Origin of the sequence: Acinetobacter sp. YH12064, from assembly GCF_013419735.1 — a bacterium.
Lineage (GTDB): Bacteria > Pseudomonadota > Gammaproteobacteria > Pseudomonadales > Moraxellaceae > Acinetobacter > Acinetobacter amyesii.
The window spans coordinates 245,344-271,968 of record NZ_VOZP01000002.1; the positions used below are offsets into that span (position 1 = coordinate 245,344).

The following is a 26,625-nucleotide window of genomic DNA, read 5'->3' on the forward strand; positions in this document are numbered from 1 at the left end:
ATTTTATTTTTTATGAAGCATTGTTCTGGGCGGCGTTTGGAAGTTGAATTTCAACGATCTTCCAGCTCCAACCACGGCGTTGCATACTAAATACGGTATATTTTGCTTCGCTTAGGCCTTGGAGCGGCACATACAGATCAAATCGATTCCAAGCGCTGTAGCTGGCTTTAGGTTCAAGTGGCTGGCTTTGCTTTAAAGCTGCAGCGGTTGTAGTTGCATCATTTTTGGATAATGTTGATGTATGAGGTGGTTTTGCGACCTTATTTTCAGCATGCGTGAATAGTTCAATCCCTGAGCTAATCATGCTCGGATTGGTCAGTTTGGTTATTTCTGGTAGTTGGATCGACTCTTTTAATGCTTTGCCTTGTAAAAGCAGCATGATACTGGTTGGATTGACCAGACTGTCGACTAGCGTTGCACTCAGGACTGTGCTGAGCTGCCCACCCCAAGACTGGGCGAATTCGGGTAAATGCTGTAGCCCAGTTTTCTGTTGAATGAGGTCTTTAACTTGTGGTTTTAGACTCGATTTGACTGCCGAAAAATCGATATATTGAGCAATTTTTTCAGGTTGATTGTGCTCATAGGCTTGACGTATTTGGAACAGCACCCAATACGGAGACGCAATCATCCAACCCAAGACGATGATCAAGATCGCAATGAGCCCATAATACAAAATATGATTCTGCTTATTCATCGTTCACCACTCTAGCCAGTGAAGTTGTGGTACTTCCTTGTACCGTTAAATAAGCCTGCTCTAGATTGAATAGCATCCAACCTAACAGCGCTTATCTGAGAACCATATAGCTTTTGATCTTGTGATTTTGACGAGCCTTCAGGTTTGTTCATCTCGCTTTGGCTGTCTTAATCAGGTTGTTTCAAATTTAAGCTGTTAATTCTCTAATTTGGGTATTCGCACCATGGGTTTTAACTGACTAAATGCCTTTATCGCGCGATTGCTCACTGGCATAAAATTGGCTGATCCCAATAATATGATGGTTTGCCGCTTTCAGATTGAAATATGGTTTACCATTATTAACATTCAGTCGTTCAAAGCGACTATCATCTGCACTGTTGTTTTGGACAGACTCAATCCCGTTTTGTGATGATGCTTAAACTTTATATAATTCACTCGTTAAAATGATTTCACCGTTCCATGCTTTTGATACAAAACGAAACTGCTGATCATTAGAATGAGTGATCTGGTACCATTCCGACATATGTTACCCCATCATTTTCATTTTTTTATCTATTATTCGATCAGGATTTATTATTGGAAATTAAACCTGATCTACAAAATATAAATGAACTCGGTCACATTTTTCAATGTCTTTTTTGATCAGTGTCAAGGCTTAAAATTTAATCACTAAGAAAATGATTTTCAATAAATAATTCCAATAAAAAATAATCCGACCGAAGTCGGATTTCATCATTCTTTCATCATGATGTATTTGTGAATAGAGGCGCATTACTCAACGCATCGAATAAAGGCCTTAAGGACTGAGGATCTGCTTTGAATACGTCGCTTTATTCATTTCTAATATTTCCACACAAAGTTGCACTTCTATTGCTGGAGCTGTGACATGTTGTTTCAACACGTCCAATAGTAACAATGAAATTTGCTTTTGCACTTCGACCGTTCTACCCGTCAATAATGAAACTTTGGCATGCATATACGCATGTTGAGCATGTTCATCCAAACCCACAACAAAATCTTGCTGAGCGACAGCGCGGCTTTTAATATCATTGATGGCACTGACATGACCCGATTCAAATAAGGCAGCGTTCAGCGCTTTAAGTAAAGGACGAGGCTCCAGCTCAAGGTTATTGGAATATTCCAAATGAATATGCGGCATAGTAAAGACATTTCAAACCCGTAATGCGTCTATTATGCAGGCTGAAAAATAAAATCTATAGCGGATTAGTTATCTATTTCATCTTTAAGTAGACATCCCAAGCCAAGTGTGGCCTTCGCTTAGGATGATTGAAGATTGCTTTAAAGCGAACAATAACGAAACTTAAACTTTTTTCACGTATTCAGATTTGAGTTTCATAGCCCCAATACCATCAATTTTACAATCAATGTCATGACCATCTGTTGCATCGGCTAAAAGACGGATATTTTTAACTTTGGTGCCAACTTTCACCACTGAGGATGAGCCTTTAATTTTAAGGTCTTTCACCACAGTAACCGTGTCACCATCGGTCAATACATTGCCATTGGCGTCTTTAATCAGCACCTGTTCATCTGCAGCGCTTTCGCCTTCACGCCATTCATGTGAACATTCGGGACAAATCAGTAAATCGCCATCATTATAGGTATATTCAGAATTACATTGGGGACAATTGGGTAAAGACATACAAGACCTCAAAAAAAGATGGATGTAAAAATCCACAGAAACTTAATATAACATTTTTATGTATTTCATAAACTTAAAAACCATAAATTTCGTATGGTTTAATCACATTGTGAAGGTCGTAAATTTCACAACGCTACAGCACTTGAAGGTTTAAATTTTAGATCTCTAATGAGGTATTTAATATTAAAGCTTTTAAGATATGCGCATGATTTTTATCCATATGTCTGGCCGCTGTGAGTAAGGTCAGGGGCTCCTCTTTTTCCCATGCGCGCAGTTGTTCTAACTCGGCTTGATTGGGTTGTATTTCTTGCAAATAGCGCTGTTTAAATTCGTCCCAACGAGAAGCCATTGCCTCATCTTGATGATACCAACGACGTAAATCTGTAGATGGCGTCAATGCCTTCGGCCACAAATCTAGCTCTGCGCTCACTTTACTGATACCACGCGGCCACAAGCGATCGACTAATATGCGTTTACCGTCGTCTGGGCTTATCTCATCATAAATACGTTTAATGTGTACAGTCATTAAGCCCTCCTTCGCCTATTTATAGTTTTCGATCATTCTTCAAATTATTCATCGGGGATCGCTGGATTCACTAAAAAAGCCAGCAACTGTAAAGACTCCTGCCAACCCAAATAACAGGCATCTGGTGGAATAACGCTCGGCAACCCTGCCTGTACAATCGTCACTTCGGTTCCTACTGATACCGCTTTAAACTCAACAGTGACTTCGATTTCACCGGCTAACTCTGGCATATCAAATTGGTCTGTATAGCGCAGTAAATGATTCGGCACGACTTCATGATAATCACCATGGAAAGCGTGTGTGGTTCCCGTTGAAAAATTTTGAAACGACATACGGTACGAGCCACCTACACGCACATCCGAATGTTCCACATGGGCAGTAAATCCATGCGGTGCCATCCATTTAACCAAAGCATCTGGCTCCACAAAGGCACGATAAACGCGCTCTACAGGCGCACTAAAAACACGATGTAATCGAACAGTATTGCTCATGATGATGTCCTTTTGTCATTGTTTTCACTGAATCATCCACATGCATTCACCCTCGCTTTATCGTCAATTTTTATCACACTGAAACGTTCTAAATGAAACAGCTTTGAAACGTGCGAGAAAGGTTATTGCTGTTCAATACTATAGCGAATCCTACAGATTGATCCCATCATTTTAACGCAATGCCTTGTTATGTTTTGTGAGCTGCATTCATATTAACTTGAATTTAAATTGTTTAAAAATATATACTTAACCCAACATTCCTACAATTAAAAAAATAAAAACCCAGTTAAATCACTGGGTTCTTATTTCTAACGATACAATAGTGAGACTTAGCTCAATTGTGCTTCATCTTCATCCAGATCATCATCTTCATAGATATAAGCCATACAACCCCAGCCGTCATATTCGCCCGAATGTTGTTCCGCAATTTTAATAAACCACTGCTCTAAATCAACGATATCTTCATAATCAGGTTCCATATAAACATAGACCGTGATAATCCATTCCACGCGATCTGATTCTTCATCTTGGAACAATGAAATTTTTTGCTCTTCTTTCAATAAATACAATGCACACTGTTCAGCCTGCGCTTCGTTGGAAAAGGCAATTGAATATTCGATTTCGTGCGGCACAGATAAATCATCACCATCTTGCTGCATCTGCCACAGCACATTGCCATTATCATCATCTGGAAATTGTTTAAAATCACGAGTCATTGTACTTTCCCTTATCGTTTATGAATTTTATTCTGTTGACTTAGATTAACGGATAATTGTTGCAATTTGCATTAGCGAAATCTCTTTAATCAGAAATAGACCGCCGAAGCGATCTTTCTTATAACAATTCAAATTAAACCACAACGTCCATGTGGGCCTGAGTTTCTTTAAGATGTAAAACCAAAGCTGCCATTTTCAATTCTTCTAAGCGTAATTGTAGATAACTGTCGAGTACCCGTGCCTGACTAAAATGTACACCATGCGCATTGAGCAAGGTGAAATCATCCGCCAAAGCCTGCAATAGCTCACCTAAGTTTTTGGTATTTAATTGGGCTAAATACAAATCAGCACGACTATTAAACACCAATGTAAATAATTGCATCGCAGCCAAACGACGTTCTTCATCAACATAATTACATTTTGCAGTCGATTGCTGCTCCATTGCATCAATCATTTTGCAACGTACCGCAGTCAAATTTTGCTTTGCCGCAGATTCATTCATGCCATCCATCAGCTGATCTAAAATACTCTGTAAAGGTAAAAAGAATGCTGACTGATAGCCCCGTATTTTGTTGTCCAAAGCACGGTTGATGTTTTCCAAATGCTGCTGATCCAGCGCTTGGCTATACAAACCCTTTAACTCGGCACGGGCTTGTTCCTGTATTTGTGATTTAGCTCTTTCTTGATATTTGCTCAAATACTGACGCACTTGTTCGATCTGTGCGCGAATATCATTCAACATGATATCGGCATTGGCTTTGGTGACTTCCACCAAACCATCAGCCTGTAAAGTTCGATACTCAACATATTGTTCAATATCCACAATATGTTGATATTTCGCTACTTTATCGACTTGGATTTTTAAGCCACTGTTTTGAATGCGTAATTGACTGATTTCATAATTCAGTTCATCTTGCTGCGACTCTGTTTCAGCCAGTTTTAACCGCGCACGATCGAAGTTTTCCTGCAGTGAACGTAGGGTTTTATCATTTTTCAATTTGCGGTTATAAACAAAAAGGAGAGCCACAATTAATAGGATGATAAGGACAATTAAAGCAATATTGATCATTTGCTAATCCTCAAAATAAGCTTCAATAATTTAATTTTATTCCCCAAAACAAACCTAAGTTACAAAAGTTAAAATCTATAATTCATTTCATATTAGCAGAACAAATGCAAAAAACCGTATTTATCTGACCAAATACACACCTGCACACAATTCAACCAAAATACTGTTTTAAATCAATTTAATAAAAAATTTTCATATTAAAAAATAATCAATCAATATTCTTTAGGAAATATAATAAAACTTTAGAAATGGTATTTATTTACTAAAAGATACAAGGAAACTTAATATTAATCTTTGTAAATATTTCACACACTTTATAGAGATATTTAAATCATTTATATATCCCCAGAATTGGGGATATAGTGTATATCATGATTTATTTTTAAGCAGAAAAACCTATTTAAAGCTGTAATTTTTCTTAGCTTGCTAAGCTGCATAAAATTTTCAATGCAACACAGCAGATTTTATGAACAGTGAGCATTCACATGAATATGCTTTAAAATTCTGCTGCGCAATGAATATGAACAGCTTGTTGGGTTAAGGGCTGGGTAAATGCCAGATCGCAAGCATGTAACGCCATCCGTCCGAGTAAGCTCTGTTTGGCATTTGGGTGATACAGTTGATCCCCTGTAATTGGGTGCCCAATATGCATCATGTGTACACGTAGCTGATGAGAACGCCCTGTCACTGGTGTTAATAATACTCGGCTAATATCCTTGCTTGCGTCATAGCTGATGGCTTGATACAAGGTTTTTGAAGGTTTGCCCAATTCAAAATGCACCATCTGTCGTGGGCGATTTTCCCAGTCCGTAATGAGGGGCACTTCAACACTACCCTCACCTTCAAGTTTGCCTTGAACCAAAGCCACATATTGCTTTTGAACCGTCCTCGCTTGGAACATTTTACTCACTGCCACTTCTGCATCGCGGTGTTTCGCAAACATCAAAATGCCTGATGTTGCCATGTCTAAACGATGGGTAATTTTTGCAGCAGGATACTGCTCCAAAACACGAAGATAGGCACTGTCATGATGCTCAGGCAAACGTCCCGGAACCGACAGCAATTCCGCCGGTTTTTCGATGACAACCAAGTCTGCATCTTCATACAAAATACGTAGAGGACCTTGAGGCGGCGCATAGACAAAGTTGGGATCTAAAGGCATGGATAGACTGTGTACTGGGAGAATGTCGGCAAAATAACAACTGACTAATTCGCTGTCAATCGACTTTAACCGATCAGGTCTAACCCTAACGATTATTGCTCCCCAATTTACCAAAGGCTGGTGCTAATGAATGAGACAAATCATCCTCCAGTAACTGTAAGATGCTTGCACTCGTGGTTGATGGATACTGATGTAGTGTGATGCGATATTTGCCCTGAAACCACTGCGACAAATGCAAGGCATAAGTTTGTTTAGGCCCAAGACCTAGATGTTGTTTTAAACGGTTCTTTATACCTGTCCGTGATGATCCGACATACAGAATGTGATTGGGTTGATTTAACTTGGCGCAAGCATGGGTTTTCAATGCCTTAAATGCAGCATAGTCCTGATATGTCTGCTGTATATCGCCACCAACTTGCTGTATCACATAAATATAATGTGCGTGTAGAGCAAGATCATCAAAACTTGAAAACTCAAATATACGCTCAGCTTTAGTCTGCTGTGCCTGCAGACAATCCTGTATCAATTGATTCAGATAACCCATATCAAAATTATTTAAAATTTAGATAGTTAAGCATAACAACTTTGTGAAAAAGGACAATCCGAAGCTTAGATTAAGTTTGAGTTGTTCTGCGTGATATTCATTACATCAGCAATGATCAAAGTTTGTCTGGAATGAATGCGAAGTTTGGAATTTTGAAAAAGATGGAAGGATTTATTATTCGATTTAATTCTTAAAAATTTTTTAGGGTGTAAGAGAAAACAGTATTGTTTACTTCAACTATCATCACTTTGTAAGTCATGATCTTATAGCCTATAAACTTCTGGTTTATAGCGTCCTAAGCTGAATCGAGACCTTTTGGGTGAGTACTGTACACGTGTTTTGCACCACTGACAGCATGCTACTCTTTTCAATCTCTATCACACCCTTGAGGTATATAGTAGTGGTATCGATGAGGGATTGTTTCCCTGAAAATTACTATTTTTGACTTATTTTAAAAATATTTTTCACATTTAAAGATATATTGAAAATATTTTCTTCTTGTATCATGTTTTAGCATTTTTTCCATCTGATAAATGACTTTTCCCGAGAATTTTCGCCATAGTTTATCACTCAAACCATCGGGATCATTTGAATTCTAGACAGGACTTTTAACCAATGAGAACTTGTATTGAAATGAGTTCTCCAACTGGATTAAGAGTCAATAATGCATACCACAGCGAGATTTGAAAATTGAGGTGTGCTTGAAAAAAGTAGCAAAAAGCACAGAAGCTATTCAATGCGATGAAAATGAAATTCGTTCAGATTTAACACTTGGCTTAGGACTATTTTTACGGGAGATGCCTGATGATCTTTAAGCTTATGGTGATTAAACGGGTGTGGTTTGTTTTATGTGGATTAAAGGAGTAATGATTCATTATTCTTTTTTATTTTGGCTTAAATTTTTGGGGTGGTATAAGAGAAAACAATATTGTTTACTTCAACTATCATCACTTTGTAAGTCATGATCTTATAGCCTATAAACTTCTGGTTTATAGCGTCCTAAGCTGAATCGAGACCTTTTGGGTGAGTACTGTACACGTGTTTTGCACCACTGACAGCATGCTACTCTTTTCAATCTCTATCACACCCTTGAGATATACTTTAACCAAAGAGGATCGGGATTAATTTCCTAAGTTTTTCTAATTTTCTACAAATTCAGCAAATTTTTTCAGCCATTTTAGGTTTAGCAGGATATTTTATCTTTTCAGCTCATTTCAGCGTTTTTTATCTGCAGATTTGCCCAATTATAAGAAAATTTTCTTTTACAACAGACCAAACGTCTAAACACAGTGCTAAATTCTAAAATGTATCGCCACTGAGCATTCATCCCTTCATTTGAATTATCTACATTAATCATGACTCACAAAACACCGCTCAATGAGTAACTAATGATCTAGATCTATCTTTGTTCTACTTATTGAACTGATGTTACGCAGTAACATCAGAAGCGCAATTTGCTTCAAATAAATGAACGATACGCGGTCACGTCATCCGCAAGTGTTTGAGACAGAGCTACTTTTAATCAAAAATGTTTTTGCGATACTTTGAATAATTTGACGGTAATGAGCGAGTTTTGCGGTGAGGAGCATTGCTCCGCAAGATGGTTTCCTTGCGAAGCTTCGCTTCTCATTTTGCCGAATGAGAAACAATGTTTCGTAAGAGTACCTCCAGCCGAAGGCTAATCCATTTATTCAATCCCTAGATATAAGACGCCGTCGAATAGAATTAAAAATCATTTTAAAAATGCAAAACTACTTTTAAGTGTGTAACATCAGCTATTTAATGGATGATCTATTCAACGCATGATTGGTCATTGAGCTAAATAGCTTTGCACCCACTGTGCGCTAAACCACCAACCACTACATGCTGCCATACCACAGAGTAAATTGGCCAAAATTTTATTCATTCGGCTGAGGTCTGATGCATATATTTTGAGATTGATCAAATAAGCAATCACGGCATATACCAGTCCAATCGCACCACCAAGGATGATCAGGATCAAAGGCCATGCTGCATATCCTATAAATAACGCGATTACCTGTTTTAGTTAGCAATTTCTGCGCCATTTTTCTTGGATATACAGCGTTATTTCAAAGTTAATGCATGTTGAATTTCTAGCTTTGACTACAGCATTTATCGCAACCAACAACTTTTTCTGTTGGCCAGCTCATACGTGCACGCTTATAAGCGAGTTCAAAATTGGCAAAATAACCAATCAATATTTGCTGGTCAAACTGCGGCATATCTACGCATCCTTGCGTGCCATTGTGAATTAAATGTGAGCCATTCGATAAGGCATTTTCATCCACTATAAATTTAATCATCTACCATCCCCCTCTTTATTTTTTATAAAATTCAAAAGATTAATAAATCCATATAAAATTTATGTGATTTATAATCACATACTAAAATTATGCCTTTATTGTTTAAAAATCAATCGTAATTTAAAGATTTTTTTAGGCGTCTCTTGGATGACTTAAACGCAGAATGATGTGCTCTTTTAGGACAGATAGGTGGGATTTCTCGATAGTATTTTTTTGCGCTTAAGCCGAGTGCTTGGAATGTTGAATAAAGGTATTTTTCACTCGAACTGACATCAACAAATACGGCGTCCAAATCAGACAACCCATAGTACTCGTTGCTAACTGTATGATTGTCTGTGTATCAGTAGCATTTCTTATAATTTTTATAATCTTTAGCAAACGCTGCCAAAAACTCAGTTTCGGATTTTTATTTCTATATTTATTAAGCAAACACGCAGATCACTCACTCTAAAAGATGGATTCATTTTAGAGTGAAATGTTGATTGGTTTATAAAGGGGTATCGACCTGTACAGTTCGTTTTTGGCGTATGCGGCGAACCAACCAGATCACGATTGCAATCACTAAGATCACCACGAAAAATGGGACTAAAAAGGCCAATACTGACAAGACTGCAGCACCAATCCACTCTCCAGTAGATAAGATGGGGTTTGCAACGCCACCTGTGGTTGCGGTAGATACACCACGCGCAGCGACAGTACTCATTTGCACTGCTGTTGCTGTATCACCACCGACAATAATTGCTGCCGCCCAACTGGCAAACTGTGACATTTCACCTGAGCTTACTGCCATTGTGGCGATGGTCCCTGCGATCATTGCTGCGGGTGTTGAAATGGTGTCGAGGGCATTGTCTACCCAAGGGATATAGTACGCGGCAATTTCACAAACCGTCGCAATTGCTAAGCCAATACAAACTGCAGGCATAGACAACCATTCGAATCCTTTCATCGGTTCGAATAGTCCTAAAATGGAAGCAACACTCATCACCAATAAAGGTACAAAGACACGGAAGCCACAGGCAGCACTTAAGCCAATACCAATACACAGTCCTAATATTGTTTCCATGGGCTTCTCCGAACAGTTAAATGTGCAATTTGTTTTTATATATGCAGTGTTATACGTTAGCAAAAAGCCCTATCGAGTGATAGGGCTTTTCTTTCTAAACAGCGGATAACTGTTAGTGTTTTGCAGCTTAGGCATTCTTATTGTTAAATTGATTGCCTTGGCATTTGGTACACGGTGGTAAACGATCAGTACCAATTTCTAAGTAGACGCGGTGTCCGCATTGAACACAAAAATAGAAGCCTGTTCCGGGTTTTTGACCAGCAGTAACCATTTTTGTTCTCCATGTGTTTTTAGAAATGGTAGATTCAGTATAACCTTCTTGTGATGAATGTCTATTGGTCATTTCGACAATTGATAATGGCATTTAGGCAAAGCATAATTTCGAATGGAAATTTTGGTCGGTTTATAGCAATTTGCTGAGCCAGTTTTCTACTTGCAGTTCGTCTACACGCAGAAATTCTTTTTTATATTCTAATGTTGATCACTTCTAGTTCTTGCAGTGGTTCATCTACTCTTGTTTATGTATAAAAGTCGTCCGCCATGTGCGCCAAATATTTAAATAGTTGATCTGCCGTGATTTATTTTTCTCGGAGTATAGCCTCATCGCCACGTTGAAAGATTTCTACCTCTTTGCCGTCGAAGTGAAATTCTTTGGGTAAGCAAATGATTTGCTGTGAACTGTCTTAAAAACTTTTACTGTAGTTATTGGGCTACCCCATAAGTTTTGATATATACCTTAAGAGTGGTAGTTATTGGCTTTTTCAACAATCCATTAAAATTTAAAAAACCCTATTATCATAATAGGGTTTTTTAAATCGCGAAACACAGTTTTAATAAATAATGCTATCTAGGCAAATACATACTATGTCTAAATACAAAATTTAATCATTATCAATATCTTGTATTGGATTTGGAATATCATCCAAAATCTCTTCCCTATCGCAATGTTTTAGGAAAAAGTACATAGATGAATCAATAACCTTCAATATTTTTCCACCTCTATCATAGTCAACAAATGGTGGTTGAATTTTTTTACTAATTTGATGCTGTGAAATATTATGTAAAAATGCTCCTAAATCACCTGACCTCACATCTTCAGGCCTATGATGAATTTTTCTTATTTCTTCCAATAAAGTGGCTCTGGAAAGCCCTTTTTCAATTTCATCGAATTTATGACTCAATAAAAGCTTAATAAAATAAAAAGGGAAAGCTAAAGAAGGTTTTCCACTTTGATTACTTGTTTTTCTTGTAATATCAACAAAAGCTTCAAAATTTCTTATATGTCTCACACCATAATCTTCAGCTTTTTGCCTTAATGCCTCTTCTAAATGATGAAGCTGTAAACATATAGTTTTATCTGATGTTTCATAAACACCTGCTGCATTACAACAAAGTTTTGCTATTTCTTGTACAACACCAATACTATCGAAAGAATCTTCAATCAATTGCGTTTCGATTTCAGAGAAATCTACATTTAATAAACTAGCACCTTTTCTAATTACTTTTTGAAAATCGTCTGCTAACCATGGCTCAACTGGTATTTCTGTAACTCGATCTAAAAGATCTCCATTAAATTGAACTAGCCGGTTAGCTTCTCTCCAAATACCTAAAATAATAAATATTATGTGGTGATCTTGAAATGTTCTTAAATCGAATGCTAAGGCTTCCTGAACATCTTGTTGTAAATAATGAAAATTCTCTAAAATTACATATTTTTTAAAATTAATTTTTTTTAATAACTCAGATACATCTTGGGCTAACGACAAATTATATTCAATATAAACATCTTTTTTACTAAATTTATCAATTTGCTTGTCTGCAACCTCCCCTCCAATACTAGAATCGATAAATAACGGTATTTTCACTTTAAAATTAGCTGATATTTTTCCACCATGCTCCAAGGAAGCTTCAATAGACTCTGATTCTTGAAAAGTAATATCCATTTGTCTAAGAATCGATTTATAAATATCAATTGCTTGTGTTTGAGGTGAGCATTCGACTTTTACATAATTATTATCATCAAGGTGCTTTAGAATTAATGAAGTTTTTCCTTGTTTTGAAGAACCATAAACAATAACTTCATTTCCATCAGTAATCGCATCCTTGAATTTGTTATCCACATCTAATCTTTCAACATAAGATGCTATTAATTTACTTTTAACCCCAAATACATCTGCTGTTTTATAAATCACGACTTATCCAATTATTATCTATAAATTTACTAAATCTATTATATTTTTTCATTATTTTCAACAACTTCCACCCTTACAAAGCAATGCTCCTCATCTTTCAAATAAAGGGAACTTCCTCCTTTTTCAAAAGTGAGATGCACTGCATCGAAAAGGGGTGGATTTAAAGAATTACATCAAGCCACATTCCCTTCCAAGAAATCCTGTGCAAAGCGCTGTAACACACCACCCGCTTCATACACATGCACTTCTTCTTCAGTGTCTAAACGGCAAGTCACAGGCACTTTAATGATTTCATTTTTGCCATCAGTCGTAGAACGTTCAATCACTAAAGTTAAATCAGAACGCGGTGCAATATTACCAATCACGCTATAAAGCTCAGTACCATCCAGCTTCAAAGTTTTACGGTCAGTCCCTGCTTTAAACTCAAGCGGTAACACACCCATACCCACCAAATTTGTACGGTGAATACGCTCAAAACCTTCCGCCACAATCACTTCTACACCTGCAAGGCGCACACCTTTGGCAGCCCAGTCACGGCTCGAACCCTGACCGTAGTCTTTACCTGCAATGATGATGAGCGGCTGCTTACGGTTCATATAAGTTTCAATCGCTTCCCACATACGCATCACTTCGCCTTCAGGCTCTACACGCGCTTTTGAACCTTGTTTGATCGTGCCGTCAGAACGAACCACCATTTCATTGAACAATTTCGGGTTGGCAAATGTTGCACGCTGCGCAGTCAAATGGTCACCGCGGTGGGTTGCGTATGAGTTAAAGTCTTCTTCAGGCACGCCCATTTTATGTAAGTACTCACCTGCAGCCGAATCCATCATGATCGCATTTGAAGGCGATAAATGGTCTGTGGTGATATTGTCAGGCAAGATCGCAAGCGGACGCATATTTGACAAGGTACGCGGTGCAGCCAAAGCCCCTTCCCAATACGGCGGACGGCGGATATAAGTACTTTGCGGACGCCAGTCGTATAACGGGCTTGCCGCTTTTTCACGCTCACCCAAATCAAACATTGGGATATACACTTTCTTAAACTGTTCAGGTTTAACCGCTTCTTTCACCAATGCATCAATTTCAGCATCAGACGGCCAAATGTCTTTCAGGTAAATTGGATTGCCATCTTTATCATTGCCCAGTGAATCGGTTTCGATATCAAAACGAATCGTCCCTGCAATGGCATACGCCACAACGAGTGGAGGCGAAGCCAAGAACGCTTGTTTTGCATAAGGATGGATACGACCATCGAAGTTACGGTTACCTGAAAGTACCGCAGTTGCGTACAAATCACGATCAATAATTTCTTGTTGAATTTTTGGATCTAAAGCACCTGACATACCATTACACGTGGTACATGCATATGCCACGATACCAAAACCCAGCTTTTCTAAATCACCGAGTACACCTGCTTCTTCTAGGTATAAAGCTGCTGCTTTAGAACCTGGTGCAAATGATGATTTCACCCAAGGTTTACGCACAAGTCCTAACTCATTAGCTTTACGTGCAAGTAAGCCTGCTGCCACGGTATTACGTGGGTTAGAAGTGTTTGTACATGAGGTGATTGCTGCAATGATGATTGCGCCATCAGGCATTAAACCTTCAGCTTCCTGAGCTTTAGCCGCTTCTAAGTTACCTGCAATGCCTTTCGCTTTTAAATCAGCGGTTGATACACGTGCATGTGGATTCGATGGACCTGCAATATTACGAGTGACTTGTGATAAATCAAAACGTAGTACACGCGGGTATTCTGCCGCTGTCATATCCGACGCCCAAAGACCAATTTCTTTGGCATAGGTTTCAACCAATTTCACTTGATCCGCTTCACGGCCTGTCAATGTCAGGTAATCAATGGTGTTTTGGTCGATGTAGAACATTGCAGCCGTTGCGCCATATTCAGGGGTCATATTCGAGATCGTTGCACGGTCGCCTACAGACATACTGTCTGCACCTTCACCGAAGAACTCTAAATAAGCACCAACCACACGTTCTTTACGCAAGAATTCAGTTAAAGCCAATACGATGTCAGTTGCGGTGATGCCTGCTTGACGCTGACCGACAAGCTCTACACCAATGATGTCGGGCAGACGCATCCAAGATGCACGGCCGAGCATCACGTTTTCAGCTTCTAGACCGCCGACACCGACAGAAATCACACCCAATGCATCAGTATGCGGTGTATGTGAGTCTGTACCCACACAGGTATCAGGGAATGCTAAACCATCACGGTTTTGAATCACTGGAGACATTTTCTCCAAGTTGATTTGATGCATGATGCCGTTGCCCGCAGGGATCACATCGACATTTTCAAAGGCTGTTTTGGTCCATTCAATGAAATGGAAACGGTCTTCGTTACGACGGTCTTCAATCGCGCGGTTTTTCTCAAATGCGTCTGGGTCAAAACCGCCAAACTCTACAGCTAGAGAATGGTCAACAATCAGCTGCGTTGGAACAACAGGATTGACTTTTGACGGGTCACCGCCTTGGTCTGCAATCGCATCACGCAAGCCTGCAAGGTCAACCAAGGCTGTTTGACCTAAGATGTCATGGCACACCACACGTGCAGGGTACCAAGGGAAATCGTGGTCTTGTTTGCGGTTAATCAGTTCTTTTAAAGACTGTTCTAAGATTGCAGGGTCGCATTTACGAACCAACTGCTCTGCAAGGACTTTAGATGTATATGGGAGTTTTGCGTATGCGCCTGGCTGAATATCTTCTACGGCTTGGCGTACATCGAAGTATTCTAGCTGGGTGCCTTGCAGCGGTTTACGGTAGTTGTTGTTCATAGCGTTCCTGCCCTCGGTCTTTCATTTTTTGCGTTGTCTTTTTCATAGACAATTCATCTTTGTTCGATAGGCATACTACACTGCCGAAAACCCATTTCCCAAATCTCATATATTTCATAGAGTTAAATATAAAAACAGGGGTTTTTGAAATATTTAGTTACACTAACTTTGGAATATTCGCTCTAAATGTGAATTTTTTTGAAAAATAGCTGCAAATCCGCCTCATTCTTTAGTCTAAGGTAAATTGCACTGCATAATATTTAATCTAAATAGCAACCAAATTGATTAAAAATCATTCTTATCAATTTTAGTATTTAATAATCAAGGTATTAAATTACTTCATTAGCTCATTGCGCCTCAAAGCCATAATGTGAATCAAAACACTGTTTTATCATTTATTTCATCTTAATTCTCAATTTATCCCTATTTGCAGGGATAGCGTCGAATCACCCCTCTCTCAGATAATAAAAGCACGACATACAAGCACAGTAATTCGCTGTACTCGCCAAAATAATCACAATATTTACAAAACCTTAGCTAAATAAATCAGCGACTACTGTTCTACCGTCATTATGCTTTGGGGAAAGATCATGACAAAATTTAAAACCATCATTGGGGCTGGCTGCCTCTTAAGCTGTCTCAGCTTCATTGCCTGTGGCGACAACGACCAATCGACAACAGATTCGACGACTCAAGAAGAGGAAGTAGACTCACCGACTGTCATCTCGAATCCACCACGTTTGAAAGCCAATGCACAAGGTGAGCATGAACTGCTGATTGCCTATAAACGCCAAGCCTTATACGACCCTGAAACGGGTGAAAATGACCTATTACAGGTCAGAGGCTATCTGACTAAACCTGAACTCTGGAACTCGAAAAATAGCGATGGCAGTGTTTCGGATGTGTTGGTTGGCCCACAAATTCGTGCGAAACAAGGTGACAATTTAAAAATTCATCTGGTCAATCATCTCCCTGTTGAATCGACAGAGACCTGTCCAAGTCCAGTGACCAATATTAACCAAGGGAACTGTTTTAACACCACAAATTTACATACACATGGTCTTTGGGTTAGCCCGCAAGGAAATAGTGACAACGTATTTTTGAGCTTAAAACCTCAGCAAGATTTTCATTACGAATTTAAGATCGAACCGAATCATCCTGCGGGAACATTTTGGTATCACTCACATGTGCATGGTTCAACCGCGATTCAGGTCTCAAGCGGCATGGCTGGCCCTTTGATTATTGAGGGCGAGCGGAAACCTGTCATTCGTCAGGGGCAAATTCAGCAGACTGGAGATTTGGACATCTTATGGAAAAATCAAAAAAACCAGCAGTATGACCATGAAAAAATCATGCTGTTCCAGCAGATTCAATACAATGAAGATTGCGACAGCAATTTAAGCCAAGTGAATGGCACACCCTGCATCTATAGCTTAGAAGATTATTCAAAACTCGATATACCAACCTCATGGGCGGATGAAAATCGTTTTACCAGTATCAATGGCAAAATGTTTGGTGAAATTAAGGTGGATCAGAACCAATACCACCGCTGGCGCATGATTCACGGCGGTATCCGTGACACCATTGGTTTGACCATCAAAGAACTGCCTGATTCTGCGCTCTTTACCGCAGAGCAAACCCTGAGCGAATGTCAAAAGTATCAAAGCAAGTCGATGTCTTCACAGTTTAAAACGCTGAAAACATTACCGTTATATACCCTTGCACAAGACGGCTTGACCATGGGAAAAATCCAAAAGCACGGGGTTGAAATTTTTCAACCGGGTTATCGCTTTGATGCCATGCTCTCCTTCCCGACCACCAATAAATACTGTGTATACGATGCCAAGCTGAATCTAGAAGATGAAATTAATGCGCATGAATCAAGTCCGTTACTTCGTCGCGCACCAGAAGAAAAACTCAATACACAGCTCCTCGGTTGGGTCAATGTGCAAGCAACTCAACTACCGCAGCAAACGCCGTTTAACTTCTTAAAAAGTCAGGCCACCCAACTAAAACTGGCACCAGAAGTGATTGCACAGCTCGAACAGGGTGATTTATCAGCCTTTATCTCTCATGCGAGTTTAATGACTGCTGAAGTCGATGAAATGCTCAAAACGATGGCGAAGCAAATCACCAACTTTGACATTCTGTTCAATGCAGATGGCAGCTTTAAATTTGGTATTCGTCATGCCGAGGAAGGCACTTTGATCAGCTTTGGCGATGCCTACCATGATGAAGACCATACCCACCATAGCTATGTCCGCAAGCTTCCAATCGGGCAAACTCAAGAGTGGGAGTTAAGCAGTAATGTTGCCAGTCATCCTTTCCATATTCATGTCAATCCATTCCAAGTGGTGAAAATATTGAATGAAAATGGTGTCGATGTCAGTGCGATCGGCAGCTCAGATAAAGATGGTGCAGGAAATATTGACTCGCAATATCATGGCATGAAAGGCGTTTGGAAAGATACGCTCTTCGTCAAACAGGGCTATAAAATCTTTGTGCGCAGCAAGTACGAAAAATTTGAAGGCGACTTCGTGCTGCACTGCCATATTTTAGACCATGAAGATCAAGGCATGATGGAAACCGTGCGTATTTGTGGCGACCAATATGATTGTAATAGTGAACCGCCTTCACATCATTCCACTATGGATATGTCTGCAAGCGATATGCCGACACACAATCACTAAGACAGATCTCTGCTGTACAAAAGCCCGTATCAATATGGGCTTTTTGTTTGCCTAACACTGCGGCTTGCTGCAAAATAACATGATTAATGATATCTAAAATTTATACTGAGGCTGGTCATGACAACGTCTATGGCATTCACATCTTTTTCTCTCAACGGTGTCGATGCACAAAAATTTCTACAAGGGCAAGTGACTTTGCATGTTGAACGCCTTGAAGAAAATGTAACGCGTTATACTGCAATCTGCGACCTCAAAGGCCGTATTCATTTTGGTTTATGGCTCACCAAACACAGTGCTGAAAGTTTTTCTATTGTCACTACAGCAGATCAAGCCGAAGAATTTGCCAAACATATTAAAAAATATGGTGCATTTTCTAAGATGAAACTTGAAGAAACTGGTGCAGTTTTTCCAAGTTTAGTCGGTGATGAAACGACATTTACTTCGGAACCGACGGATGTTGCAGCATGGGAAATTCAAGCGATTCAAGCGGGTCAAGCTTATATTGACCAAGCGATTGAACATGTGTTCCAACCGCAAGAGTTACGTCTACATCAGCGTGAAGGTGTCCACTATGACAAAGGCTGTTATTTGGGTCAGGAAGTGATTGCTCGTTTATGGTTTAAAGCCAAACCGAAAGCTTGGTTGCATGCGATTTCAGGTACAGGCGCTGCTCCTGCACAAGGCGAACACCTGAATAAAGGCGTACAAGTCGTCAATAGCGCGGCTGTAGATAATGGTTATGTAGCATTGGTTGTTGCTCGTCCAGAAGCTTTAGAAGAGTTAGATGTAACTGTTTTAGCCTTGCCTGAAGCTTTGAATGGTGATGTGGCACGTCCGCAGTCAGCTTAAATAAATTCAGAAGATAGCTACATTTAGCTATCTTCTTTTATAATAAATCTAAGTTTTAAATTTTAAAATTCATCATATTAATTTGACTATTTTTAAACTAAAATGCACTCCGAATTTTAACAATAAACTATATAACGATGCATCAGACACAATTTCAAGACCCAAAGCACAAGATCATTGCCCTTTATTACGGAATTTTTGCCCTTCTAGGCATGGTCATACTCGGCAATCAATTGCTTTCAATTCAGCTATCTCTACTTGTTTTGATTATTATTCTTGTACTGTATGCCCAACTCTTTTTCATGCTAATGGGCGCTATCAAATATTGGAAAAGAGATGTTCTAGGCTTGAAAATACTGTTTTGGATCAGCTTAAGCCTTGTCCCGATTATTATCACACCCTTAGTCATTTACTATCCAAAAGTAACAACTGGCTTTTTTCTCTTTATGCAAAGCTCATTTGGCTTCAGTAGCACAGGCTTCGAGTTTCATGTTGCCTACGACACCCAACTCACCCTCTTAAATACATCTTTTTGGGGAATTGGAATCAATCTTATTGAATTTTTTCTATGGTTACGCTTTAAGAATATTGCAGCAAATAATCATATTTCGATTGCCCATTTCAAGAATGAAGACTTAGAACTGAAACGCTATGATTAGCCATTTTTGACCGTATATAAACTAGAATTCTGACATCAGGTCTGACCATCTAAATCTTCTGACCATCCCTAAGCACTCAAAGCCAAAGCCTAAAAACTTTGGCTTTTTAATCACTCATTTTTTCCCTCACATAATAAATCACCCCTGCCCGATCATCTGAAAAATAAAAAGATTTTTCATCGATCTTATAAATATCAGCAGGTCGCCCATGCACTTTTTTACCGACTAAAAAGCCATCCATAAAGGTTTCAAGTTTTTGTCCTTTACGCATAATTGCAATTTTATAGCCATGACCAATGCCTTCGTCCGTAGAACCATGCAAGGCCATTAAAAATGCATTTTTAATGGCGGTATCAGTATGAGGGTCATCAAAATAATCAAAACCCAAAGCAGATGAATGCGAAGGGAAATAAGCATAGGCCGATGGAACATTTTTACAGCCAGATGCGCGTTTAAATTTAGCATCCGCCAAGACTTTGCCCAGCCATGAATAACATGCGGACCAACCATAATCGACATTCTGTTTTAGCGCATAAAAAGTTTCATCTGGCTTTTTACGTCCCAAATGATCAGAACCTTGATTGGTCGCAAATAGAAATCTACCGATCCATTTTAATCCAACTGCATTACGCAAATTTGTCGCATAAATCCGTTGCTCTGAACCATCAGGATTCATCTCAATGACGGAGGCTCGTACTTTTTCTTTTTCTACACACGCATTACAACTCGAACCGACAGATACATAAACTTTTCCATTTCCACCGATAGCAATCGTCCGTGTCAGGTGCCAACCGCCGTATTTATAACTCAAACCATAATCTGGAAATGTCGCTAAAACTTCAGCCTTACTCGAAGGCTGAGTGTCTCCTTTACTAAATTTTTGCCGTGTCAGTTGATGCGTTTCCGCCAAATAGAGCCAATCCTGTCCTTGAGCATCGGTATAAAACTGAACTGAATTTGGATTTCTCAAACCGGTCAGATAAGGAATGATTTTACCAAATTTACCTGTGTCAGCATTCCAATCATCCAATATATACACAGTACCTTTTTTATTATCTGTTAGATCATACATATCCGTGACAAACATTCTGCGATCAGGTGCTTGCGAAAAAAAGCGTACCCGTTTGAGACCTTCAGCAGCAGGAATGATCTCGAAATTTGCAGGCAAATTTAATGAAAACTGCTTGCCATTTTTAAATGGATTGGATGAGGTACAAGCTTGGGTTGTTGAGCCCAACTGGTCATTGAACAAACGAAACTAAGGATCAAGATGGCACTTATTTTTATCATATTTAAATACATCTCAATGAATCATGTATATCTGTATTCATCATAGATGTCTTGTATCTATTTTATTCAATTTATATTTTTATAAAATATTATACTTTTGAAAATAAAGGATTTTTAAATCACATACGCTGTTACAGTACACAACAAACAAAAATAAGGAGGAAATTTATTCCCCCTCACTTCTTCGTTTTTAAATCATGATTTTAATCAAAATCCATGAAACAACTTATTCATGTCTTTGCATACATATTCTTTAAAATGATAGGCGCGGGCATGTTTGGCATCAAATTTAGCTTCTAAATCGCCTTTTTTGAAAATATAAACACGATCCTCTTTACTGACTAAAAACTCTGCCCCCAGTTTCATCAAAAGCGCATCGATTTTATCTTCATCTGCAATCGATTCATCTGCATTAATTTTATCGTAATTGCGTTTAATGCCTTTAATAAACATCGCGCTGCCTCTGAGAAAATAACAATGCGCGATTAAATCAGAGTCCTGCTTTTTTGCAAAGGCTTTTGATGCAATAAAGTCATGGCATTTAAAGCGCTAAGGGCGATCAACATTATTTTATAAAAGCGCTTTAAATCACAATTCCTCACTTTACATTTACGTAAATCTACCTATGATGTAAAAACCGACAAAAATAACCACCAAAACACATAAACGGAATTATGTGTATGATTTACAAAAGGTTTTAAGATGAAAAAAATCCTACTCGCAAGCATTTTGGCAATGAGCGCTCAATTCGCTTTTGCTGAAACCAAAACAGATGCCGTCGATCCTGAATTTGCTAAAGTGGAAGCTATGGTCAAGGCCAAAGATATGAATGGCGCCTACCAAACACTGAGCAAGCTTGCAGCAAAAGGTAATGCTCAGGCTATTTATAATTTGGGCTATCTTACTCAAACAGGTCAAGGCGTAGCGAAGGATGAGAAAAAAGCCATCCAACTCTATGAACAGGCTGCAGCCAAAGGGTATCCAGTTGCAAACTATGTTTTAGGTAAAAATTATGCAACGGGCACACTGGGCTTAAAACAAGATACCAACAAGGCCAAACAATATTTAGAACGCGCATCTTCGGCAGGGTTTGACGATGCCTCCATCGACTATGCCATTTTACTTTTTGCAGAAAATAAACCTGAGTCAGATAAATTGGCACTCAGCAAACTTGATCCGCTGATTAAAAAAGGCAATTACCCTGCGATTCATGCCAAAGCGCTTTATGACATCAGTGCTGGCTTTAAAGCTAAAAATGAAAAGCCTATTCAGCAAGGTCTGAATAGCATTCAAGAATTAGCAAAAAAAGGCTATGTCCCTGCATTGATGGCGGTGGGCAATATGTTTGTAAATGGCAATATCATCCCGCAGAATTTGCCTGAAGCTAAAAAAATATTTAGCGCATTAGCCAAAGAAAATATTCCGCAAGCGAAAGAATCTTTGGCAACCGTGGATAAAATGATTGCTGAACAAGCCAAAGCGCCAAAAGCCAATGCGAAAAAGAGTTAATTAAGCATTAAAAAAAGCCCTGCGCATGCAGGGCTTTTTCATGGGTTTAAGCAAATTTTTAGCTGATCAAAATCACGCCCACCACAGACTGATTAATACGCCCGTTACGACAAAACCCAAGATGGTACTCATCAATAAAGGCGTTAAGGTCTTTTCATTTAAGCCATAAACTTGTCCTAGCATGGCAAAAATTGTCGGCATCGGTAATGCGGCAATAATCGTCCCTGCATATAACATCTCTTGGCTGACATCGGTCAAATAGCGTAAGCCCAAATAAGTCAGTAAAGGCATCACCAAGTTGCTTGAAATCACCAAATAGAAGCTCTGAGCATTCACATACTTTAAGCTCATACCGACAATTCCCCCACCAATAGCAAACAGCGCCAGTGGTGAAGCCGTTTGACCTAACATCGCCAGTACATCATTGATTTGATGAGGTAAACGAATTTGGAAAATTGCAAACCCAATCCCTAGCATTACCCCTGCAAAGAGTGGATTTTTTAACAGGGTCATTAAGGTATTTTTGATAATGTCGCCAATATTGGCTTTTTGCTGTGAACTTCCTAATTGCGCAAGCACCAGCACCATTGGAATCAACAGCACACTTTCAATAATGACGATTAATGAGGTATAGGTCATCGCATTTTGACCGACCAATAAGCTTAGGACTGCAGTGCCAATTAAGCCTGTATTTGACATGCCAGCACCTAGTGACAGTACCGCTGTTTGCGACATATTATTTTTAAAATGTGTCGACAATAGCCAATAGGCCATGCCATACAATAAAAATGTGACTCCGGTATAAACAAAGAAATAGCCGGGATACCAAATTTGATGCAAATCTTTAGAAGCTAATGACTGAAAAAACAAAGCCGGCAGTGCAATTTTAATCACAAATGCACCAATGGTTCCGACCTGTTCTTTACTCAATAAACTGCATTTTACAGACAGATATCCCAAGGCCAAAAGAAAAAAGATTGGACCAATCACCTCAAAGACCATACGAAATATCCTGTGTAATAGACTCTTCTATCCACACCCTCAACCTGAGAGTGTAGATCGGCCCGTTATAAATTTTGATAATTAGAAAGCCGTAAATTGACTTCTTTGTGCATGCGGCTGACAGCGTAAGTACTGCGGAGAAATTTTTAGATTTTCACCGAGTTCAGCAGCAGCATGCCATGGCCAACGCGGGTCATATTGAATTGCACGAGCAAGACCAATCGCATCTGCCATGCCATATTGTAAGATGCCTTCGGCTTGCATTGCTTCGGTAATTAAACCCACAGCAATTACGGGAACCTGAACGGCTTGCTTAATGGCTTCAGCAAAAGGCACTTGATAACTGGCTTGTAATTGAATTTTTTGCGCAACATCTAAGCCGCCACTAGAAACATGAATATAGGCTGTGCCTAGTTGTGCAAGCGCTTTTGACAAGCCAACAGCCGAGTCTAGATCCCAACTCGGTGCTTCAGTATATTCCATCCAGTCAGTTGCAGAAATACGTACCCCAATTGGATAATCTTCAGGAACGGCATTTTTCATGGCTTGGAACACTTCAAGCGTCAGCCGAATGCGATTTTCCAGACTGCCACCATATTCATCGCTACGCCGATTCGACAATGGCGACATAAATTGATGCAGCAAATAACCATGTGCAGCATGTAGCTCAATTAAGTCAAAGCCTGCATCTACCGCACGTTTTGCTGAATCGGCAAAGTCTTGAATGATCTGCTGGATTTCTTCTCGGCTTAAAGCATGGGGTGCATGATCTGTGGCATTAAAGGGCAACTCACTTGCTGAAACAGTTTGCCATCCTTGAGGGTGATCTGGGGGTAATTGTCCACGTCCTGCCCAAGGTTTATCTGTCGATGCCTTACGACCCGCATGTGCCAGTTGGATAGCAAATGGCATAGGTGAAAGTGATTTCACCTTGGCCAATAGTGCCTTCATCTGTGCGCGTTGCATATCATTCCAAAGGCCGAGGTCTGCATAGCTAATGCGCCCCTCTGCCTGTACAGCTGTTGCCTCGACGATACAAAGTCCGGCACCTGACAAGGCATAATTCGCCCATTGTTGCTCATGCCAATAGCTTAACTCCCCTTGCTCATTGGCAGAATATTGACACATGGGTGCAATCACGATTCGATTACTCAGCCCCAATGTTCCAAATTGAATTGGTTGAAATAACAACGCCACATTACTCTCCTTTTAGAAGGCTTTGGTCACACTTAATCCTGCACTCCAATTCAAACCATCAGCAGGCTCATAATAGCGATAGACGCCTTGTGATCCTGATGTATTGACGATAACTGAACCCACATAGTCTTCATCAAAAAGATTATCTATTCGTGCATAGCTACGTACTTTCCAATCATTGTTTTTCCACAAATAGCCAACATTAACAGACGTCACGCTATAGCTTGGAGCTGTTTCTGAATTAGCATCATTGGCATAAATCTTGTCCATATAACGCACTTCAACACCCGCATTAAAACCAGCTTCAGGTTGCCATCCTAGCGCAGCATAAGCTTGGTTCTTTGCAATACCTGGGATGTAATTCCCCTTTTCAATTGCTATACCATCAGAATTTGAATAGGGAGAATCAAATTTTGCATCAATATAGCTATAGCTCGCTTGTGCTGTTAAATCGTTCCAAAGTTTATGTTGCCAAGAAAACTCAATACCTTTTCTCAGTGTTTGATCGGCATTTTTATAAACTGTGCGACCTGCATCACTCAGGTATGAAACAATATCATCATGCGTTTTTGTATAAAAACCTGCCAAAGTGAATAAACCATAATCATTTTGCGCCTTAAAGCCTAACTCATAGTTATCACTTGAAGATGGATCTAAATCATTATTTATTCCGCCGATGATTTGACTCGGTTCAACTGGATCTAAACGGTAGGCACTTTCTGTAAAGGTCGGTGTTTCAAAACCTTTCGCAAAACTGATATAACTCGTCAAATCAGGAGTAATTTCCCAAGATAATGCCGCTGATGGTAAAAATTTATCATACTTATTTTTACCACTATCATCACCATTAGCTAAATAGCGATCTTTAGATTCATAACGAACATTGCTATAACGCAAGCCAGTGTCTAATCGAACTGTAGGTAAAAATTGCCACGAAGCTTGTAAATAAGGATCTATATTCCAAAGGGTATTATTTTCTTCTCGGCGTAAATTTCCCTTATGACCAAAATCATAATCTGTTGCAGAAGTATTAACAGAAGTTCTTTTGAAATTTTCATAACCACGTCGTTCTTCATCCATTTGATCAACAGCCAAGCCTAAGCTAAGACGTGTATTTGGCAATAAATCCTTACCTGTCCAACGGAAATCTGCTCCATAATAATCCCTATCAAAATCAATCACCCCACCTGCATGCTCGGGATTTCTTTGCACAGTATTTGGAATACCTTGATACTGAGTGACTTCACGATGTCCTACATAACCCATTACATAAATTTCATGACGATCATTGATTGGTTTAGTCCAAGTTAAACCTGTTTGTGTTTGTTGAATCTCTTTACGTACATCATATTTCAAAACATTTGCTTGAACTTGCTTAGGATTTTCTTTCCATTCTTGTTGACTCAACCCTTGTGGGTCATCGGCATTAATATCCACATGATTCACAATCCAATTAACCTTGGAACCATCATCCAGATCCCAAGTCAGTTTTGCATTGCTGAGTACCTTATTTGCAGCACTATGATCACGGTAACCATCGGTTTCAAAATAAGAAGAACTGACAACATAGCTAGGCTCATTGGCCCGTTCTGAGCCACCTTGCAGCACAATATCAGCACGACTTTTATGATGACTGCCGCCCGAATAGCCGAGTTCGATAGAGTCTTTTCCAGTACCTTGCTTGGTTGTTGTTAAGATTGCCCCACCCGAAGAATTACCGTATAAAGAGGAAAATGGCCCACCCAATACCTCGATATGATTTAAGCTACTCATATCGATATTTGATGTCTGTCCCTGACCATCCGGCATGGTCGCAGGGATTCCATCAACATATAAACGGATACCACGCACACCAAATGTTGAACGTGCGCCAAAGCCTCGCATAGACAGTTGCAAGTCTTGTGCGTAGTTTTCACGGTTATTCAGTTGCAGTCCGGGCACACCTTTTAAGGTTTCAGACAGATTCACACCCGTATTGTTATTATTTTCAGCTTGCTGTACACGGTATACCGATGCAGGTGTTTTTAACCACGTAGTATTGGTTCGTGGTGCTTCAATGGTAATCTCAGGAAGTAAAACAGGTTCCGTAGAACCTGTTTCTGCATACAGCTGTTGGCTAATACATGCCGTCAGGCAAAGTAAATGTGTCTTAAATGATGTGACGTTAAATTTACTTTGCATAGAGCACCTATT

24 protein-coding genes and 2 pseudogenes are annotated in these 26,625 nt (G+C 39.4%); 4 read left to right on the top strand and 22 right to left on the bottom strand.

What is annotated here, in order from left to right:
- Positions 1–10: 10 nt before the first annotated feature.
- From FTU13_RS02820 to acnD, 17 genes and pseudogenes are all read right to left on the bottom strand, one after another.
- Positions 11–694 carry a DUF2939 domain-containing protein gene (locus FTU13_RS02820; RefSeq protein ID WP_180126145.1) on the bottom strand — a complete coding sequence of 228 codons (684 nt, stop codon included), beginning with the start codon at positions 692–694 and terminating at the stop codon, positions 11–13.
- A gap of 238 nt (positions 695–932) precedes the next feature.
- Positions 933–1,217, bottom strand: a pseudogene (locus FTU13_RS02825) (YegP family protein).
- A gap of 273 nt (positions 1,218–1,490) precedes the next feature.
- Positions 1,491–1,853: a 5-carboxymethyl-2-hydroxymuconate Delta-isomerase gene (locus FTU13_RS02830; RefSeq protein WP_180126143.1), complete on the bottom strand. Its 363-nt coding sequence runs from the start codon at positions 1,851–1,853 to the stop codon at positions 1,491–1,493.
- Positions 1,854–2,015: 162 nt separating this feature from the next.
- Positions 2,016–2,357 carry a zinc ribbon domain-containing protein YjdM gene (locus FTU13_RS02835; RefSeq protein WP_078192316.1) on the bottom strand — a complete coding sequence of 114 codons (342 nt, stop codon included), beginning with the start codon at positions 2,355–2,357 and terminating at the stop codon, positions 2,016–2,018.
- A 157-nt stretch (positions 2,358–2,514) separates the two neighbouring features.
- Positions 2,515–2,883 (bottom strand): DUF488 domain-containing protein, encoded by a 369-nt coding sequence (locus FTU13_RS02840; RefSeq protein WP_180126141.1) that lies wholly within the window; start codon positions 2,881–2,883, stop codon positions 2,515–2,517.
- A gap of 44 nt (positions 2,884–2,927) precedes the next feature.
- Entirely contained in the window at positions 2,928–3,374 is a 447-nt protein-coding gene (locus tag FTU13_RS02845) for an SRPBCC family protein (RefSeq protein WP_078191122.1), read from the bottom strand.
- A gap of 329 nt (positions 3,375–3,703) precedes the next feature.
- Entirely contained in the window at positions 3,704–4,090 is a 387-nt protein-coding gene (locus tag FTU13_RS02850) for a ribonuclease E inhibitor RraB (protein ID WP_111884820.1), read from the bottom strand.
- A 133-nt stretch (positions 4,091–4,223) separates the two neighbouring features.
- Complete coding sequence (locus FTU13_RS02855; RefSeq protein WP_180089192.1) at positions 4,224–5,159, bottom strand: hypothetical protein; 936 nt, start codon at positions 5,157–5,159, stop codon at positions 4,224–4,226.
- Between the two features lie 496 nt (positions 5,160–5,655).
- Positions 5,656–6,321: a pseudouridine synthase gene (locus FTU13_RS02860; protein ID WP_180126140.1), complete on the bottom strand. Its 666-nt coding sequence runs from the start codon at positions 6,319–6,321 to the stop codon at positions 5,656–5,658.
- An 85-nt stretch (positions 6,322–6,406) separates the two neighbouring features.
- Positions 6,407–6,865 carry a GIY-YIG nuclease family protein gene (locus FTU13_RS02865; RefSeq protein WP_180126138.1) on the bottom strand — a complete coding sequence of 153 codons (459 nt, stop codon included), beginning with the start codon at positions 6,863–6,865 and terminating at the stop codon, positions 6,407–6,409.
- A gap of 1,810 nt (positions 6,866–8,675) precedes the next feature.
- Positions 8,676–8,900 (bottom strand): hypothetical protein, encoded by a 225-nt coding sequence (locus FTU13_RS02870; protein ID WP_180126344.1) that lies wholly within the window; start codon positions 8,898–8,900, stop codon positions 8,676–8,678.
- A gap of 79 nt (positions 8,901–8,979) precedes the next feature.
- Positions 8,980–9,189, bottom strand: coding sequence for a hypothetical protein (locus FTU13_RS02875; protein WP_180101845.1), 210 nt, complete (start codon positions 9,187–9,189; stop codon positions 8,980–8,982).
- Between the two features lie 219 nt (positions 9,190–9,408).
- Positions 9,409–9,618: a DUF2569 family protein gene (locus FTU13_RS17600; RefSeq protein ID WP_180126136.1), complete on the bottom strand. Its 210-nt coding sequence runs from the start codon at positions 9,616–9,618 to the stop codon at positions 9,409–9,411.
- A gap of 58 nt (positions 9,619–9,676) precedes the next feature.
- Complete coding sequence (locus FTU13_RS02885) at positions 9,677–10,252, bottom strand: DUF4126 domain-containing protein (RefSeq protein WP_180126134.1); 576 nt, start codon at positions 10,250–10,252, stop codon at positions 9,677–9,679.
- A 127-nt stretch (positions 10,253–10,379) separates the two neighbouring features.
- A complete protein-coding gene (locus tag FTU13_RS02890; RefSeq protein ID WP_143221616.1) occupies positions 10,380–10,616 on the bottom strand; it encodes a hypothetical protein in 237 nt (78 codons plus the stop codon).
- A 517-nt stretch (positions 10,617–11,133) separates the two neighbouring features.
- Complete coding sequence (locus FTU13_RS02895; RefSeq protein ID WP_180126132.1) at positions 11,134–12,444, bottom strand: hypothetical protein; 1,311 nt, start codon at positions 12,442–12,444, stop codon at positions 11,134–11,136.
- Positions 12,445–12,617: 173 nt separating this feature from the next.
- Positions 12,618–15,236 (bottom strand): Fe/S-dependent 2-methylisocitrate dehydratase AcnD, encoded by a 2,619-nt coding sequence (gene acnD, locus FTU13_RS02900; RefSeq protein ID WP_180126130.1) that lies wholly within the window; start codon positions 15,234–15,236, stop codon positions 12,618–12,620.
- A 590-nt stretch (positions 15,237–15,826) separates the two neighbouring features.
- Here acnD and FTU13_RS02905 point away from each other — a divergent pair.
- The 3 genes from FTU13_RS02905 (at position 15,827) to FTU13_RS02915 (ending at position 19,434) form a co-directional block, all read left to right on the top strand.
- Positions 15,827–17,926, top strand: a complete 2,100-nt coding sequence (locus FTU13_RS02905; protein WP_180126128.1) for a multicopper oxidase family protein — start codon at positions 15,827–15,829, stop codon at positions 17,924–17,926.
- 117 nt (positions 17,927–18,043) lie between these two features.
- On the top strand, positions 18,044–18,775 hold the full coding sequence (locus tag FTU13_RS02910) for a folate-binding protein YgfZ (protein WP_180126126.1): 732 nt from the start codon (positions 18,044–18,046) through the stop codon (positions 18,773–18,775).
- 137 nt (positions 18,776–18,912) lie between these two features.
- Complete coding sequence (locus FTU13_RS02915) at positions 18,913–19,434, top strand: hypothetical protein (protein ID WP_078191139.1); 522 nt, start codon at positions 18,913–18,915, stop codon at positions 19,432–19,434.
- Positions 19,435–19,540: 106 nt separating this feature from the next.
- On the opposite strand, the pseudogene FTU13_RS02920 reads toward FTU13_RS02915, so the two are convergent.
- Positions 19,541–20,724: pseudogene (locus tag FTU13_RS02920) on the bottom strand (sorbosone dehydrogenase family protein).
- A gap of 207 nt (positions 20,725–20,931) precedes the next feature.
- Positions 20,932–21,177 carry a hypothetical protein gene (locus FTU13_RS02925; RefSeq protein WP_078191141.1) on the bottom strand — a complete coding sequence of 82 codons (246 nt, stop codon included), beginning with the start codon at positions 21,175–21,177 and terminating at the stop codon, positions 20,932–20,934.
- 249 nt (positions 21,178–21,426) lie between these two features.
- Between FTU13_RS02925 and FTU13_RS02930 the strand changes: the two genes are divergently transcribed.
- A complete protein-coding gene (locus FTU13_RS02930) occupies positions 21,427–22,233 on the top strand; it encodes a tetratricopeptide repeat protein (RefSeq protein ID WP_180023122.1) in 807 nt (268 codons plus the stop codon).
- A 72-nt stretch (positions 22,234–22,305) separates the two neighbouring features.
- Here the strand turns inward: FTU13_RS02930 and FTU13_RS02935 are convergent, their stop codons facing one another.
- The 3 genes from FTU13_RS02935 to FTU13_RS02945 form a co-directional block, all read right to left on the bottom strand.
- Complete coding sequence (locus FTU13_RS02935; RefSeq protein ID WP_180126125.1) at positions 22,306–23,235, bottom strand: AEC family transporter; 930 nt, start codon at positions 23,233–23,235, stop codon at positions 22,306–22,308.
- Between the two features lie 81 nt (positions 23,236–23,316).
- Positions 23,317–24,432: an NADH:flavin oxidoreductase/NADH oxidase gene (locus FTU13_RS02940; protein WP_180078252.1), complete on the bottom strand. Its 1,116-nt coding sequence runs from the start codon at positions 24,430–24,432 to the stop codon at positions 23,317–23,319.
- A gap of 12 nt (positions 24,433–24,444) precedes the next feature.
- A complete protein-coding gene (locus FTU13_RS02945) occupies positions 24,445–26,613 on the bottom strand; it encodes a TonB-dependent receptor (protein WP_180126123.1) in 2,169 nt (722 codons plus the stop codon).
- Positions 26,614–26,625: the final 12 nt, after the last annotated feature.